Genomic DNA, 15,069 nt, shown 5'->3' on the forward strand with positions numbered 1-15,069 from the left:
AGAGCCTGCTGGCCAATAAAAGGTTGCCCGTTCTCTGGCGAATGTCTTTCCGCACGCATTATATTTGCGCGTTTTAAAAAATACAGTCCTTATGCTAGTAATGAAATTCGGAGGCACCTCAGTAGGGAAGCCTGAACGCATGAAAAAAATTGCGGACCTTGTATCAGGCGTTCCCGGTAAGAAGATTGTTGTCCTTTCTGCTTTATCAGGCACGACTAATTCACTCGTCGCCATTGGTGATCATCTGTTGCTGGGACAACGCGCCAAGGCGGAGGAAGTAATCGTGGCCCTGGAAAATCATTACCAGGTATTCATTAAGGAACTGTATGGCAGCGAGGGCTTCCTCGCCATCGGACAAGAGATCGTAAGCCGCTTCTTTATCTTCATTCGTCTGCTGGCCGCCGGTCAGTTCGACAACAAAGGATACCGCGAGCTGTTAGCGCAAGGCGAGCTCATCTCTACCGAGCTGTTCTACCAACACCTGCAAGAACGTAAGATCAGCGCGCGCTTACTGCCGGCGCTATACTTCATGTCCATCGATGAGAATGAAGAGCCCGAGCTGGAAAAAATATCCGAACGTTTGAAGCCGCTCGTTAGCTCGCTGGCCAATGTAGAGATCATCATCACCCAAGGCTATATCTGCCGTAATCATCGCAATGAGATCGACAACCTGAAACGCGGGGGCAGTGATTATACCGCTTCCCTGATCGGCGCTGCGATCCGTGCGGAAGAAATCCAAATCTGGACCGACATCGACGGCATGCACAACAACGACCCGCGCATCGTGAAGAAGACCGTGCCGATCTCCGAACTGACCTTTGACGAAGCGTCTGAGCTGGCCTACTTTGGTGCGAAGATTCTGCACCCGTCTACAATCGTCCCCGCGCAGAAATATAACGTACCGGTGCGGTTGAAAAACACCATGGATGAAAAAGCCTTTGGTACCATCATTACCAGCAAAGGCACGGAAGGTTCGTTCAAAGCCATTGCTGCAAAAGATGGTATTACCGCGATTAACATCAAGTCATCACGCATGCTGATGGCGTACGGCTTCCTGCGCCGTGTGTTCGAGGTGTTTGAAAATCATAAGACGTCAATCGATATGATTACCACGGCAGAGGTATCGGTGTCCCTAACCATTGACAACGATGCACACCTGCCCTCCATTGAAACGGAGCTGAAGAAATTCGGTACCATCGAAGTGTATAAAGATCAGGCGATCATCTGTATTGTCGGTAACAAGATTACCGAGCAGAAAGGTATGCTGAACAAAGTATTTGATGCCCTTTCGGAAATACCGGTGCGTATGGTATGCTGCGGTGGTAGCCCAAACAACGTGACGGTACTGGTCGACAAGAGCTATAAAGAGAAGGCCTTGAATGTGCTCAACGAAGAGCTCTTCGGTCTGAAGTAATGGAATCTATACTATCATCACCGGACACAGTTTCCGTCGCGAGAGGTGTCCGGTGTTTTTTGGTGTAACACGTAAGTTTTCTTGACCCTTGTAAGAAATACCCCGTTCACGGTTATCAACCCCGATTTTTAGGGTAGAAAGCAGATTTTAGGGGTTTTGTCACTTTCAGCCAGTGTTATTTTTTGCTGATTTTGGCATCCTAAAACGCCTTATCTTCCTGCGTAGGGGCTTTTTAACCGGGCGTCGGCCCGGTGGCCGGGTGCCAACCCCCGGGGTGCACAAAAAAAGCGGTACAAAACCGTTAACTTTGAAGTTTTAGCGTTCACTATGGCGTTTGATATTTTCTTAACACTTTTCCTGGTGTTGCTAAATGGTTTTTTCGTTGCTGCCGAATTTGCCATTGTTAAAGTCCGGTCCTCGCAAATTGCTGTACAAGCCGGCAATGCACGGAAGGCTGCTGCACAGATCATCATCGACAACCTCGACGGCTTTCTGGCGGCTACGCAATTGGGCATTACACTCGCCAGTCTCGGTCTTGGTTGGGTGGGCGAAGACGTCGTATCCCGTATCATCCTAAACGTTATGGATGCCTTTGGACTGCCACTCGACGAAGCCCTCGCACATCGTATCGCGGTGCCGGTAGCCTTTGCTACGCTGACCGTACTGCACATCGTTTTTGGCGAGCTGGCACCGAAGTCCATAGCCATTCGCTACCCGACCTCTACAACGCTGGCGGTATCTGTTCCGCTGCGTATCTTTTATTTCATTTGTAAGCCCGTTATTTCGTTGCTGAATGGTTTTGCCAATCTGGTACTGAAGATTTTTGGTATAAAACCTATGCACGAGCAAGACGAGATTCACTCCGAAGAAGAACTGAAACTCATCATTGCGGAAAGCGAAGAAGGTGGCGCCATTGAAAGCAGCGAGCGCGAGCTGATCCAAAATGTATTTGACTTTGACGACCGCATTGTAAAACAGGTCATGGTGCCGCGCATAAAAATCTCGGCTATTAACGTAACCGCCACGTTGGATCAGGCACTGCAAATCGTGCTCAAGGAAGGGTACTCACGCTACCCTATATACGACACCAGCCTGGACGATATAAAAGGTATTGTGACCGGCAAGGACATTGTACAACACTTCATCAACAAGACCAACAAAACGCTGTTGGAGATCGCCCACCCGCCGTATCTCGTGACAGAGAATAAACCGATCGACCATCTGTTGCGCGAATTTCAACGCAAGAAGATCCAGATGTCGGTGGTGATCAGCGAGTATGGTGGCACCATTGGTATTGTGACCATGGAAGACATCATCGAAGAACTTGTCGGCGAGATTCAGGACGAACACGACCACGAAGCGCAGATCGTGATCCAGAGTGGCAACACCTTCCAGGTGATTGCCACGTCGCCCATTCACGACATCAACAAAGAGCTGGATATACCCTTTGCCGAATCGGAAGATTACGATACCCTGGCCGGACTTCTCTTGCAGCATAAGCCTTTCGACTTGCGCGAAGGCGAAGAATTCGAGCTGGATGGCTACATGGTGCGTATCATCAAGATGACCAAGACGCTGCCAGAACTGGTAGAGCTGCGCGTTCTCGACAGCCCCACACATAATACAGACTAGAAGAAACAAAGCGGGCGTGGAGTATGAGAGCCAAGATGGTGCTCTGGTTTTTCTCCGCTCTCACACTCCACACTCACGCTGTTTTAAGCCGACACCAGTTGCTTCAGCGAAAGCTCAAACGACGCTTGCGCAATCCCCGTCTTACCCTTGTTCACAGCATACGTCCTATCCAATGCCTTCCGGATAGTCTGCGCAATATCCTGGAAGATCGCGGCGTCCTCCATCTTTACTTCACTCTCCATAAAGAAGGCAAAGACCCGGGCCATGCCACAGTTGGCAATGAAATCTGGTAACACCGAAAACTTCTGATCAGCGTATAGCCCTGTCGGGCCAAAGAAAATCTCCGGATCTGCAAAAGGCACGTTCGCGCCACACGAGAAAACTTCCAGGTGCGAGGCCATCATGCGGTCTACCTGTTCGCGGGTAATGAGCCGCGATGCCGCGGCCGGTATAAAGATTTCGAAAGCAAGATCCCAGATGCGCGTATTGGCGACATCAAATGGCAATAGATCGGGCGACACCAGTCTGTTGCCGTTGCGATCTGTGACAAGCTGGCGGATCTCTTCCAGCGTAAAGCCGTCCTGATTGATCAGCCCGCCTTCGTGGGTGAGAATGCCGACTACTTTTACACCCATCTGTGCCAGGTAAAAGCCGGCCGCCGCACCCACGTTGCCCCAGCCCTGTACCACGGCGCGTTTGCCGGCCACGTTGCCGCCCCACAATTCATAATAATGTTTGACAGCCTGTGCCACGCCATAGCCGGTACACATGTCGGCCACGGTATACTTCTTTTGTAGAGAAGGCGTGAACTGCTCGTCTTCAATAACTTTCACCACGCCCTGGCGCAGCTGCCCAATGCGGTTTACCTTCTGGGCTTCGGTTGGTTTATAGTGCCCGGTAAATACACCCTCTTGTGGATGCCAGATACCGACATCTTCCGTAATGGGGATTACCTCGTGAATCTCGTCTACATTCAAATCGCCACCGGTGCCATAATAATACTTCAGCAACGGCATGACCGATGCATACCACCGTTGCAGCACACCCGCTTTGCGCGGATCGTTAGGATCGAAATTGATACCGGACTTTGCACCGCCGATGGGTGGGCCCGACACCGTAAACTTTACCTCCATGGTTTTTGCCAGCGACTCTACTTCGCGTTTGTCAAGGCCTTTGCGCATGCGTGTTCCGCCACCGGCGGCGCCGCCGCGCAAGGAGTTGATGACGACCCAACCTTCGGCTTCAGTCTCACTGTCTTTCCATTCAAAGACAATCTCGGGGCGCTTGTTCTCAAATTTCTGTAAGAGTTCTTTCATGGGGAAAAAAGGGCTTCAGTTTAGGAGCTGCGAGTTTACGCGTTTACCGCCGAGCTTCAAAATAAAGCACGCACGGAATGTGCGTGCTGAAACACCTATAGATATAGTATACGATGAATGGTGGCGTTATACCAGGCCAACGGTGAGGCCGGAGGAACTATCGCGCGACGCCAGTGTAACCGACTTCAGGCAGTTGACCTCGTTGCGGCTGCGCAACACACCCAGGAACGCAAAGACCAGCGCTTCTTTAAATTTGATCACCGTTTCATCCGGAAGGATCAGCGAGATTTGGTCACCGCAATGCTCCAGCAGGCAGCTCATGAAGAAGTGGTTGAAAGCGCCACCGCCGGTACACAGCACACTGGCCGCGCGGTTGCCCACGCTTCCCAGAATGGCATCGCCGACTTCGCGTGCCGCGGCGACCGTGAAGGTATGCAGGCGGTCGTGTAGGGCTATCGTGTCTTTGTCGAGCAGGGGACGGAATTTCTTTTCAAAGATCTCGCGGCCGAGCGAGGGCTTTTTCGCGCGCAGCGGCTCATACGCTTTGGTGAGCGACTTTAAAAGACCTGTATGCAGCTCGCCCTCAGCGGCCATAGCACCACCGGCGTCATATCCTTTTCCGGCCTTGCCAGCCAGGTAATTCAAGCCCATGTTTACAAAGGCAGCATCCCACGCCAGGCGTTTGCCTTTTACATCGAGCGATAAATTGGCAATACCCCCCAGGTTGAGGCAAACATCGTATTCGTGAAACAGGTGTTTATCACCGACGGGCACAAGGGGTGCACCTTGCCCGCCGTAGAGCACGTCCAGGCCGCGGAAGTCGTATATGACGGGTTTCTCTGCCGAGGTGTACAAGGCCTGGCCGTTGCCAATCTGCAGTGTAAAGCCGTTGTCGGGCTGGTGGAACACCGTGTGACCATGCGAGGCGATAAAGTCTACGTTCACCTTATGCTTGCTCAGGAACGTGCGGCACGCCTGCCCCAGGAAATGACCGTACTCCACGTCCAGGGCGACTAATGCCTCGCCGCTGAGCTGATGGGCGGCCTTCAGCTTCTTTTGCCAGGGCGATGTGTATTTCAGCGTCTCGGCTTGTACGATGGAAAATGTCCAGCCGGCATCGGTCCGTTTGAACGTACAGTAGGCAAGGTCCAAACCATCCAGGGATGTGCCCGACATCAGGCCGAGGACTTTGTACACATCTTTTTTAGAGTTGTTCTTTGAATCCATACTTTTGAAGTGGTCTGTCGGCATCGCGGCCAAAACTGTAAATTTTCAAACGGCATGAATATAGTGGTTGATTATGGGAACTCATCAGCCAAGGTGGGGATATTTGAAGGGACGGTCCTGCAGGAGAAGCACATATTTCGCGAAGAAGATGCTTTGCAGCAATTTCTACAGAACTTTCCGGCGGTTCATTTCATCATAAGCTCGGTAAATGCCGATGCCGCCCGCGTGGCAAGCTGGACCGCGGCCCAAAAGAAATTTGTGCTGCACCACTCGTTGCCACTCCCCATCCGGAACTTGTATGCCACACCGCATACGCTGGGGGTGGACAGACTGGCAGGGGTTTGCGGTGCGCAGCAGCTGTTTCCAGGCAGTCCTTGCCTGGTCATTGACGCGGGCACGTGCATTACGTACGACTTTCTGGACCGCACGGGAGCGTACCACGGCGGCGGAATTTCGCCCGGCCTGAACATGCGCTTTGAAGCCATGCACACGTTTACCGCCCGTTTGCCGTTAGTGCAAGCAGCGGATACGGTCGATTTGATCGGCAACAGCACCGAAACATGCATGCAAAGCGGTGTGATCTACGGTCTTCTGGAAGAAGTGGATGGCATAATTCGCCGCTACCAGGAGAAATTTGAAGGTTTGCAGGTGATTTTGTGCGGGGGTGATGCCCTATTTTTTGAAAACAAACTTAAAGCGTCCATATTTGCGAGCCCTGAACTGGTTCTCAGCGGATTAAACAGCATTTTGATCTATAATGTCAGTCTTTAAAAAGCTTCTCTTTCTGGGTATTGTTGTGGTAACGTCCGCAGATGTGTGGGGTCAGGCAGCAAGCTCACCTTTTACCAACTTCGGCATCGGAGATCCCTATGGCAATTCGCTCATCCACAACCAGGGCGTGGCGGGTACCGGCGTGGCCCAACCGCAATTCTGGTATATCAATAACCAAAACCCCGCCTTGCTGGTGTTCAATTCTCTCACGTCGTTTGAAGCAGGTATGGTGTACGAGCAGCGCAAGATCAAAAGCGCTGAGCTGAGCGAAAAAAGCACTGGTGGCAACATGAGCTACCTGGTGACAGCGTTTCCCATCAAGACGAACAGATGGACAACGTCTGTGGGGCTGATGCCCTATACCAATGTTGATTTTTCATTTCAATACGATACCACTTTTGTGGACGACGACAACCGAAAGGCCTATTACAGCGAGTCGGCAAGCGGGGGGCTTACGCAACTGTACTGGTCTAACGGCGTTCGGATCAACAAAGAAATGAGCGTAGGGCTACGTGCTTCGTATATTTTCGGCCCGATCGAAAACATATATTCTGATCAGTTAGACCGCACGCCCACCGTAGTGACACGCGAAGAAAAGACAAGTGTCTCGGACTTTAATTTTGGCGTTGGCTATTCGTTTAGCCGCGACTCCCTCTGGGGAAAGAACTACCGTTTCAGCGCGGGCGTTGTCTATAATCTAGGCACTTCGCTGAAAGCCAAAATGAAAGACCGATTCTATGCGGTGAACGCCGCTGGCGATACGTCAGACATTTATCCGCTGTCAAGCACTCGGGGCAACATTGATATCCCCTCCTCGATTACTGTGGGGCTAGCGTTAAGCCGTGGTCTGAAGTGGAGCATAGCTACCGAGTTTATGTACCAGGACTGGTCCGATTTTAAGAGCGTTAACACCGACGACGAAGGTCTTGGCAAGTCGTGGCGCGTAGCATTAGGCGGCGAGATCACGCCCGATCCCGTGGCGCTGGGTAGTTACCTGAAGCGGATCACCTACCGCGGTGGGCTAAGCCTGGAACAATACCCCTTCCTGCCCAATGGTAAAGCAGTAAAGGACTACGGTGCAAGCGTGGGCATGTCGTTACCGGCCGGCCGGTCGAACGTCAACATTGCCTTTAAAATGGGGCGTCGGGGTGATCGTGCGCAAAATATCCTGGAAGAAAGCTACGTCAAGATCTATTTTGGCATAACTTTTAATGATACCTGGTTCATCAAGCGTAAGTTTGACTAAGCGCCTTTTTTGAAATAGTACAAATAATGAAAGGCCGTAATGTTATGGCCTTTCGATTTTATATGATGCGATACCTGTCCATAGTGTTTGTAGCTGTTTCCCTGATCGCCTGCGACCAGCCGGAGGCCAAAGAGCCTTTGGAATACAAAGGGCCGCTGCGCGAGGTAGAGAACATGGAAATGTTTTATACCGAGAATGATCACGTCAAAGTGAAAATGCAGGCCGCACTGGTATACGAGTTTTTGAGTGGCGATCGCGAATTTCCAAAAGGCGTCTACCTGGAATTTTATACCGAAGAAGGAGCCCTGGAGTCAACGTTAAAGGCCAACAACGCCTACTTCTTTAAAGAACAGAATCTATGGCGCGGGCGCGGCAAAGTAGAAGTTAAAAATATTGCCAAGAAAGAACAGCTGAATACCGAAGAGCTCTTCTGGAAACAGACCGATCAGAAAATCTACACCGAGCAGTTTGTCACGATCAAAATGCAGGACGATGTGATCTATGGAACGGGGCTGGATGCCAAACAAGACCTTTCCGACTATGTCATTACGCATCCTTACGGCGACGTCGGGTACGAGGGAGAGCAGTAATATTCCGCTCGATCAAAGCACGTTGTTTAATTGCTCCTTGATTTTCTCCAGCTCTTCCTTCATCACCACCACGTGCTTTTGAATCTCCGCATCGTTGGCCTTAGAACCGATGGTGTTGATCTCGCGGCCAATCTCCTGCGAAATAAAGCCCAGCTTCTTGCCGTTGGACTGACCCTCTTGCAATATTCCAATGAAATAGTTCAGGTGTGACTTGAGACGGACTTTTTCTTCGTTGATGTCCAGCTTCTCGACGTAAAAGATAATCTCTTGTTCGAGCCGGTTGGTATCATATCCTTCTTCACCGAAAAAGGCGTCGACATTTCCTTTGAGCTTCTCACGGATGCGCTGTACGCGCTTGGGGTCGAGTGCTTCTACATTCTTCAGCTCTTCGCCGATCAGGGCGCAGCAATCCTTCAACATCTTACCGAGCACGTCGCCTTCCGCCTTCCGGAATTGATCGCACTTTTGTATGGACTCGTTCAGGAGCTTGCGAATGATATTCCACTCCTCGTCATTACCTTCTTCCTTCTGGCTGCTTTGAATAACGTCGGGTGAGGAGAGGGCTAGTTGAAACAGATTGTCATACGGCGCCACAACACGGTCGGCCAGTTTTTTGAGCTCGCTGTAATACGCGACAAAGAGTGCTTCGTTATAGGATTGTTTTAAACTGGTGTCGCCATAGCGTTGATACTCTACGACGATAGAGACTTTGCCACGCTCGAGCTTTTCGCTCACCAGGTTTCTAAGCTCGATCTCCTTTTCGGAGAATAGCTTGGGAAGCCGGAGGTTCAAATCCAGAAACTTGGAGTTAAGGCTTTTTATTTCTACGCTGATTTGCCGCTGGCCGTCATCGTATGTCGACTGGCCGAAGCCTGTCATGGATTTTATCATAGAGCTCAAAAATTAAAAAGGGCGGCATGATGAGTCATGCCGCACCCAAATGTTGTGCAAGATAGAGAATTGTCGGTCAGAAGTCGAACCCGAGCGTTACGTAAAATTGCGGGTCGCGCACCTTGTAATTTTCAACCGGCCAGGCCAGGTCGCACTTTACATAATATCCCAGGAACATGGTGCGCAGGCCGGTGCCGTAGCTATACAGCCAGGGGTTCAGGTAATTCTTGATCTCGGCTTCAAAGGGACCGCCTTGTACAATAGTATAGCTTACACTATTGTTCGACGAGAAAGGCGGCTTGCCCGACCAGCTCGTACCCATGTCGTAGAACGCTGTCAGCTGCATGTGGCGCAGGAAGTTCGACGAGATCGGTCCATTTACCAATGCGCGGATGAGCGGTACACGCAGCTCGGCGTTGAACAGCAGTACGCTGTTGCCGAAGAGCGTGCCGTAATCAAAACCACGCAAGCTGGTAGCATACTCGAGGAAGAGCAGGTCCGGGTTAGGATCGGCAACGCCATCCCGGTTCAGGTCAACTGACGAGAGTGGGTTGGGCTGGCCCTTGCTGGTCCGGCCGGTATAACGCGAGTCGTTAAAGAGCCAGTTATCCATGCCGCCGAGCATGTATAGCTTCGGTGAATTGCCAAAGAACGAGCCGCCAAAGCCGCGCAAGGCGAGGACTATTTCCTTATAGATAGGCTGGTAGTGACGCAGGTCGATCGAAACCTGGCTAAAGCTCAGCGCCTCGTTGCTCAGGCCTTGATAGTGCTGGAAGCTGACCTTGCCGCGCGAACCTTCAATAAGGTTGAGGCCCGTAGAAACAGAGTTATCGTATACAAGCTCCGACCGAACGCCGGCGTAATAATTGTTTATCGGCTCGGCGACGGGCTCGGAGGAGGGATAGTCGGCGATTCCCAGGTCTGCCGTACGGGTTACCGCGCCGAATGGTTTTACCGTTATCCGCAGGCGGTCTGTAATGGGCAGCGATGCGCCCAGCTCTAAGCGGTTTAAGGTATATTTATAATCCGTGCTGTTATTGATGTCATCGTTCGTGACAGTTTCCCAGCGAATGGCTTTGCGGTCAAAACGCGCGCTGAAGTCAATCTTGGCCGGCAGATATTGGAACTCGGCATATACATCGCCGCCGCGCAGGTCGATCGGTGCCATGATGCCGCCGTAAAACCGGTAGTTCTCCAGCATGTCGTTCATCTGGGTCTCAATCAGCAGCCCCACGCTCCGCAGCTGATCCACGACCAGGGATGTTACCAGGTTGTCGGCGCTAAACTTCGACTCGTATGGGTACGGACCCGTGACACGTCGCCGGTCACGTGCTTTCATATACCGATTCATGAACGACTCCGCCGGTTGCGTTTGTTTCACAGCGTCGTCCTCAAATACGTAGTTGTCGGTATTCACGACATCGGGCTTCTTTTCGGGGGCCGGTGGCGGTGTCTTTTCCGTGCTGTTTATCGGCTGGCCATCGAAAGTATAATCGTCGGTATTGACCTCACCCGGTTTGAGCTCGGGGGCTGTACGCGTCACGGTATCGGCCGGTACCTTCACCGTGTCCGCCGGCATCTGCACCTTGGCGGTGTCGGTAGGTGGCACGTCGACGGTATCTTTTTCCTTATTGGCCTCTTTCAGACGTGCGTTGAGCAGGTCCTTGATGCTCATGTTTTTGTTGCTCTCCTGCTTGCGCCTTTCGCGAATGACACGGGCTTGCTGAAGTTCCTTACGGCGGGTGGCCGGTGTAAATACCTGGCGGTTTACGTCAAAGCTCCGGTCCACAAAAATATGCTGACGTTGTCTTTCCGTCATCACCATCGCCATCGTGCCGGTGCTAAGGTTCAGATCGTAGTCTTTAATGCTGGTATCGAAATTGGTGACCTGCGAATAGATGCCGGTAGCCTGGTTGTATTTAAACAGGTTGACAATACCGCGTTGGTCGCTGAGGTAGTATACATTGCTCTGGTCTGCCGCCAGGGGCATGATGTCTTTGCTCAGCGTATTCGTGACGCGCTTCAACGTGGACGATGTGCTATCGAGATCGTAGATAAAAAGATTATAGTTGTTGTTGAGCTTCTCAAACTCCGGTTTAGCGTTGGCCTTGAGCGAGTCGGTCGTGCGGTTGGAAGAGAATACAATCCGGTTTGTGCCGGGAATAAACGTCGGATCGAGGTCGTCGTACAGGTCGTTGGTCAGGCGGCGTACGCGGTCGCGGCGGGTGCTTAACAAAAACAGGTCGCTCTTCCCTTCGAAGTCGGCGCTGAGGATGATCAGGCGGCCGTTGTCGGAGAAGTGAAGGCTCCGGATGTTACTGAATTTCTCGAGGGCGCGGGGCTGCTTGGTTTTTGTGCTCAGGTCGTAGAGCCAGAATACATACTCGCCGCGTTTTACGCCGATAACCCCCAGCGTGCTGGCGTCCGACCAGGCAATGATCGGCTGACGGTAGTCCACACGTTGGTTGATCACTTTGCTACCGCCGGAAATAATGGTCTTTTCTTTACCGCTTGACAGCGACTGTACTTTTACAATATACCGGCCGCGGTCGTTTTCGGCATAGGCAATATAGCGCCCGTCGGGGCTCAGTTTCACCTGGGTAAACTCCGTAGTGCGGTTGTGGCGGCGGCTGAATTGCAGCGAGTCGGCAGGGGCGACGTAGGCCTTGGCCGTGGCCGATTCCATTTCGGTATAATAACGTTGCCACTCCGTCAGCATCTGCCGGAAGCTGATGCCGAGCGTGATCTGGATGCTCTTCTCCTCGTTGCGCGTCACACGCGTATAATTGAGGATGTTGGCCATGCTGCTCTTGCCGTACTTCTCGGTAATGAAGTTCCAGATCGACTGGCCTACCAGCGCACCTTCCTTGCCACCGAGCTTCGTCGCGCGTTTGGCTTTGCGTGAACGCACCAGCGTGCGGATATAGTCATCCATTTCGGACGTCCAGCCTTTGGCAACATACAGGGATGCACCGTTCGTAAACCAGTCGGGCAGGTTCATGAGGATGGAGCTTTGGAAAATGTCTTTGAGGTTTCCGCCGAACATCATCTCGTTCACCATCAGGTCGGAGATGCGGACTAATAATTCTTCCTTGAATTCCTGGGCCGTGCCCAGGTGTGCTACTTCGATATAGGGTTTGATGAATTCTGTTTCGCCGCCAACCTTGTACACGTTACGGTTCAGGCCCATGTTGCTTTGGCGCAGGTCGGCCAGGGAATTGTAAACGAATACTTTGGTTTTGAAGTACGGCGGGTAGTCGATCATGTCGGTGATGCGATCGAACTCCCCTTCGAGGTATTCCAGTGCTTGCTGCGCTACACCTTTGCGGGCGTCGTAATAATAAATATCGAAATTTTCGCCACTCAGGTATTGCCAGTCGAACTGGCGGTATTGGATACGGTTCTTGCCGAAGACCTCTCTGGCCTGCTGAGCAAACCCGGTAACGGAGATCATCACAATCAAGAAAACAGCTAGTAAACCTCTGCGCAGCATCATAGTCATTTAGGGGAACTCAATATAATGATTTATAACGTTCAATATCTATCTCTTTGTTTAAGGGCACCTGATTTTCCAGCCGGCGGATCAAAACCTCGGAAAAGTACGGCGACAGGCTTACACCCTTCGTGCCCAGCCCCGTAAAAACCGCTACTGACGGGTGTTCCGGATGGACGCCCACCAGGGGGCGCCGGTCGGGCACGGTGGGACGGAAGCCCCACTCCTGACTGGTAATTTCGTACGGGAAATCCACCAGCTCTTTCAATTTTTGCCCGAGTGTTTCTCTGGCGGCCGGCGTAATCGTCGGGGTGCTGTCGTGGAAGTCGTACGTGGCGCCCACGCGTCGCTCGCCGGGCTCCGTACCAGGCACCAGGTAAACGCCGCGGTTGATGATGGCATTGTGTTGAAAGTCTGTTTTGATGCGGATCGTTTCACCCTTCAGTGGCTTTACCGGCAGCCATTCAAACCCCTTAGCCGGCACCACGCCCTGACAAAAAATAATCTGGGCTGCCGCGTATGTTCCGTATTGTACACCGTTCGGTGCTATGTGCAGGTTGGCGGGGTCAAATGACGTTTGCAGCAAAGTTCCTTCGGCGGTAATCCAGCTGCGTACAGCGTCGATATACCCGGTTGTGTCGAGGTACCCACATTGGCGGAGCAGCAGTCCGCCCCAGGGATCGTGAATGCCGGGTATCGCGGGGCGCTGGTGGATGGTGTCGATGTAGGGGGCATACCCCGGCTCGGCACTCCGGGCCATCCAATCGTTTTGCTCTTCAATGGAAAGAAAGGGACGATAGAGCGGCATGGGAAAGAAAAATTTTCGAGCCGTGCGTGCCTCTACAGCCTGATAAAATTCGTGCAGATAGGGGAAGAGTGTGTCGGCAAGCCACGTTTTTGTCATCTTCTTGCCGGTAATGGGATTAAACAGCCCGGCGGCAATGCGCGACGAGCTGTTGCCGGTGGGTTGGTCGATGACGACGATGCGCTTTTTACGCTGCAGCAGTTGCACTGCCACGGCCGAACCGGCCAATCCCTGGCCCACGACGATATAATCCACTGCCTGCACGGTACAAAATCGAGGGCTAAAATTGGAAATAATTCTCTGGCCTTCTGAGGAATTCCCAGTTATTTTTGCCCATGCTTCAAATTCACTCTTTTGTTTTTAATCCCTTACAAGAGAATACCTATGTACTCGCCGACGAAACAAAAGAATGTGTCATCATCGACCCGGGTTGTTATGACGCGGAAGAGCGGTATGAGCTGGCGGATTTTATCGAAACCCAGGGGCTGACGGTAAAAATGCTGCTCAACACCCATTGTCATGTAGACCATGTGTTGGGCAATGCCTTTGTGAAAGACACGTACAAAACCAAGCTGTACATACACCCGACGGAAGTCGCCGTGCTCCAGTCTGTCAAGGTCTATGCACCGCACTATGGCTTCTTTCAATACGCCGAAACCGAAGCCGATGCCTTTCTGCAAGCGGGTGAAACGCTGACCTTTGGCAACCAGCAGCTGCAGGTGCTTTTTGTACCGGGCCATTCACCCGGCCACGTTGCGTTTTACCATGCCACGCAAAAAGTGCTGATCGGCGGCGACGTGCTGTTTTATAACAGCATCGGCCGAACCGACCTGCCGGGGGGAAATTTCGACACGCTGATCCACAGCATCCACGAAAAACTTTTTACCTTGGCTGACGATGTAACCGTCTATCCGGGCCATGGTCCTGAAACAACCATTGGGTATGAAAAACGCACGAATCCATTTGTTGGCGTATCATCCCCGCGACCTTAATTTTTTATGATCCGACACCTGCCGAATTTTCTCACCTGCTGTAATCTTATTTCAGGCTGCCTGGGAATTGTTTTCCTGCTGGAAGGCCGCTCTGTGCCCGCCGCCTATTTTGTGTGGGCCTCCTGCGTCTTCGATTTTTTCGATGGTTTTGCAGCGCGGTGGCTAAACGTCTCGTCGCCCATCGGGCGTGAGCTCGACTCCCTGGCCGATGTGGTCAGCTTCGGCGTACTGCCGTCGATGGTCATGTACAAGCTCATCGGCGCGCATTCGTCCAGCGAAGCGCTGCCCTACATTGCATTCACCATTGCCGCCTTCTCCGCCATGCGGTTGGCGATCTTCAACATCGATACGACCCAGTCCGATTCCTTTAAAGGACTAAACACCCCGGCCAATACGATTTTTATCACGTCGCTGCCCCTGCTGCCTGCCCACATCGGCGCGTGGCTCTACCAGGATTGGCTGCTGGTGACCATCACCATGGTTTTTTCACTACTGCTGGTCTCGCGCATCGAGATCTTTGCGTTGAAGTTTAAGAACTTCTCCTGGCAGGACGATACCAATAAGCTGCGGTTTACCTTTTTGTTGCTGACGGGATTACTGTTAATACTTTTCCAGGTGTCTGCTCTGCCCCTGGTTATACTTTTATACATCGGCATGTCGTTAGGGGCTAAAGCACTGTCCAGATAGTTCAC

General features: G+C 52.1%; 12 protein-coding genes. 7 read left to right on the forward strand and 5 right to left on the reverse strand.

Features of this window, described 5'->3' with window-relative positions; genetic code table 11:
• Positions 1-91 precede the first annotated feature (91 nt).
• Together K7P01_RS15690 and K7P01_RS15695 are read left to right on the forward strand one after the other, a co-directional pair.
• Positions 92-1,414 carry an aspartate kinase gene (locus K7P01_RS15690; protein WP_267294626.1) on the forward strand — a complete coding sequence of 441 codons (1,323 nt, stop codon included), beginning with the start codon at positions 92-94 and terminating at the stop codon, positions 1,412-1,414.
• Positions 1,415-1,741: 327 nt separating this feature from the next.
• Complete coding sequence (locus K7P01_RS15695) at positions 1,742-3,046, forward strand: hemolysin family protein (protein ID WP_267294628.1); 1,305 nt, start codon at positions 1,742-1,744, stop codon at positions 3,044-3,046.
• 83 nt (positions 3,047-3,129) lie between these two features.
• Here K7P01_RS15695 and K7P01_RS15700 read toward each other — a convergent pair whose 3' ends face one another.
• Together K7P01_RS15700 and K7P01_RS15705 are read right to left on the reverse strand one after the other, a co-directional pair.
• Positions 3,130-4,362 carry a Glu/Leu/Phe/Val dehydrogenase dimerization domain-containing protein gene (locus tag K7P01_RS15700; protein WP_267294630.1) on the reverse strand — a complete coding sequence of 411 codons (1,233 nt, stop codon included), beginning with the start codon at positions 4,360-4,362 and terminating at the stop codon, positions 3,130-3,132.
• 126 nt (positions 4,363-4,488) lie between these two features.
• A complete protein-coding gene (locus K7P01_RS15705) occupies positions 4,489-5,589 on the reverse strand; it encodes an anhydro-N-acetylmuramic acid kinase (RefSeq protein WP_267294633.1) in 1,101 nt (366 codons plus the stop codon).
• Positions 5,590-5,643: 54 nt separating this feature from the next.
• On the opposite strand from K7P01_RS15705, the gene K7P01_RS15710 reads away from it, so the two are divergent.
• Genes K7P01_RS15710 through lptC form a run of 3 tightly spaced genes read left to right on the forward strand, consistent with a single transcriptional unit; the run spans position 5,644 to position 8,196 of the window.
• The gene (locus K7P01_RS15710) at positions 5,644-6,360 is read left to right on the forward strand and encodes a type III pantothenate kinase (RefSeq protein ID WP_267294635.1); all 717 of its coding nucleotides are present in this window, start codon (positions 5,644-5,646) and stop codon (positions 6,358-6,360) included.
• Entirely contained in the window at positions 6,347-7,606 is a 1,260-nt protein-coding gene (locus tag K7P01_RS15715; protein ID WP_267294637.1) for an outer membrane protein transport protein, read from the forward strand. Before K7P01_RS15710 ends, K7P01_RS15715 begins: the two co-directional genes overlap by 14 nt.
• Before the next feature lie 44 nt (positions 7,607-7,650).
• Entirely contained in the window at positions 7,651-8,196 is a 546-nt protein-coding gene (gene lptC, locus K7P01_RS15720; protein WP_267294639.1) for an LPS export ABC transporter periplasmic protein LptC, read from the forward strand.
• Positions 8,197-8,208: 12 nt separating this feature from the next.
• Here the strand turns inward: lptC and K7P01_RS15725 are convergent, their stop codons facing one another.
• The 3 genes from K7P01_RS15725 to K7P01_RS15735 all read right to left on the reverse strand — a co-directional run bounded on the left by K7P01_RS15725 (position 8,209) and on the right by K7P01_RS15735 (position 13,649).
• Complete coding sequence (locus K7P01_RS15725) at positions 8,209-9,087, reverse strand: YicC/YloC family endoribonuclease (protein WP_267294641.1); 879 nt, start codon at positions 9,085-9,087, stop codon at positions 8,209-8,211.
• A 76-nt stretch (positions 9,088-9,163) separates the two neighbouring features.
• Complete coding sequence (locus K7P01_RS15730) at positions 9,164-12,583, reverse strand: translocation protein TolB (protein WP_267294643.1); 3,420 nt, start codon at positions 12,581-12,583, stop codon at positions 9,164-9,166.
• Positions 12,584-12,599: 16 nt separating this feature from the next.
• Positions 12,600-13,649 carry an NAD(P)/FAD-dependent oxidoreductase gene (locus K7P01_RS15735; RefSeq protein WP_267294645.1) on the reverse strand — a complete coding sequence of 350 codons (1,050 nt, stop codon included), beginning with the start codon at positions 13,647-13,649 and terminating at the stop codon, positions 12,600-12,602.
• A 71-nt stretch (positions 13,650-13,720) separates the two neighbouring features.
• On the opposite strand from K7P01_RS15735, the gene K7P01_RS15740 reads away from it, so the two are divergent.
• On the forward strand, positions 13,721-14,377 hold the full coding sequence (locus K7P01_RS15740; protein WP_267294647.1) for an MBL fold metallo-hydrolase: 657 nt from the start codon (positions 13,721-13,723) through the stop codon (positions 14,375-14,377).
• Between the two features lie 6 nt (positions 14,378-14,383).
• Positions 14,384-15,064, forward strand: coding sequence for a CDP-diacylglycerol--serine O-phosphatidyltransferase (gene pssA, locus K7P01_RS15745; RefSeq protein WP_267294649.1), 681 nt, complete (start codon positions 14,384-14,386; stop codon positions 15,062-15,064).
• Positions 15,065-15,069: the final 5 nt, after the last annotated feature.

The organism is Parachryseolinea silvisoli (genome assembly GCF_021190955.1).
Taxonomy (GTDB): domain Bacteria; phylum Bacteroidota; class Bacteroidia; order Cytophagales; family Cyclobacteriaceae; genus Ohtaekwangia; species Ohtaekwangia silvisoli.

What these genes read in the sequence shown, in the direction of transcription:
- K7P01_RS15730 (WP_267294643.1), bottom strand. Translation starts at nt 12,583, where the DNA reads ATGATGCTGCGCAGAGGTTTACTAGCTGTTTTCTTGATTGTGATGATC.
- K7P01_RS15700 (WP_267294630.1), bottom strand. Translation starts at nt 4,362, where the DNA reads ATGAAAGAACTCTTACAGAAATTTGAGAACAAGCGCCCCGAGATTGTC.
- K7P01_RS15740 (WP_267294647.1), top strand. Translation starts at nt 13,721, where the DNA reads ATGCTTCAAATTCACTCTTTTGTTTTTAATCCCTTACAAGAGAATACC.
- K7P01_RS15725 (WP_267294641.1), bottom strand. Translation starts at nt 9,087, where the DNA reads ATGATAAAATCCATGACAGGCTTCGGCCAGTCGACATACGATGACGGC.
- K7P01_RS15705 (WP_267294633.1), bottom strand. Translation starts at nt 5,589, where the DNA reads ATGGATTCAAAGAACAACTCTAAAAAAGATGTGTACAAAGTCCTCGGC.
- K7P01_RS15715 (WP_267294637.1), top strand. Translation starts at nt 6,347, where the DNA reads ATGTCAGTCTTTAAAAAGCTTCTCTTTCTGGGTATTGTTGTGGTAACG.
- lptC (WP_267294639.1), top strand. Translation starts at nt 7,651, where the DNA reads ATGGCCTTTCGATTTTATATGATGCGATACCTGTCCATAGTGTTTGTA.
- pssA (WP_267294649.1), top strand. Translation starts at nt 14,384, where the DNA reads ATGATCCGACACCTGCCGAATTTTCTCACCTGCTGTAATCTTATTTCA.
- K7P01_RS15710 (WP_267294635.1), top strand. Translation starts at nt 5,644, where the DNA reads ATGAATATAGTGGTTGATTATGGGAACTCATCAGCCAAGGTGGGGATA.
- K7P01_RS15695 (WP_267294628.1), top strand. Translation starts at nt 1,742, where the DNA reads ATGGCGTTTGATATTTTCTTAACACTTTTCCTGGTGTTGCTAAATGGT.
- K7P01_RS15690 (WP_267294626.1), top strand. Translation starts at nt 92, where the DNA reads ATGCTAGTAATGAAATTCGGAGGCACCTCAGTAGGGAAGCCTGAACGC.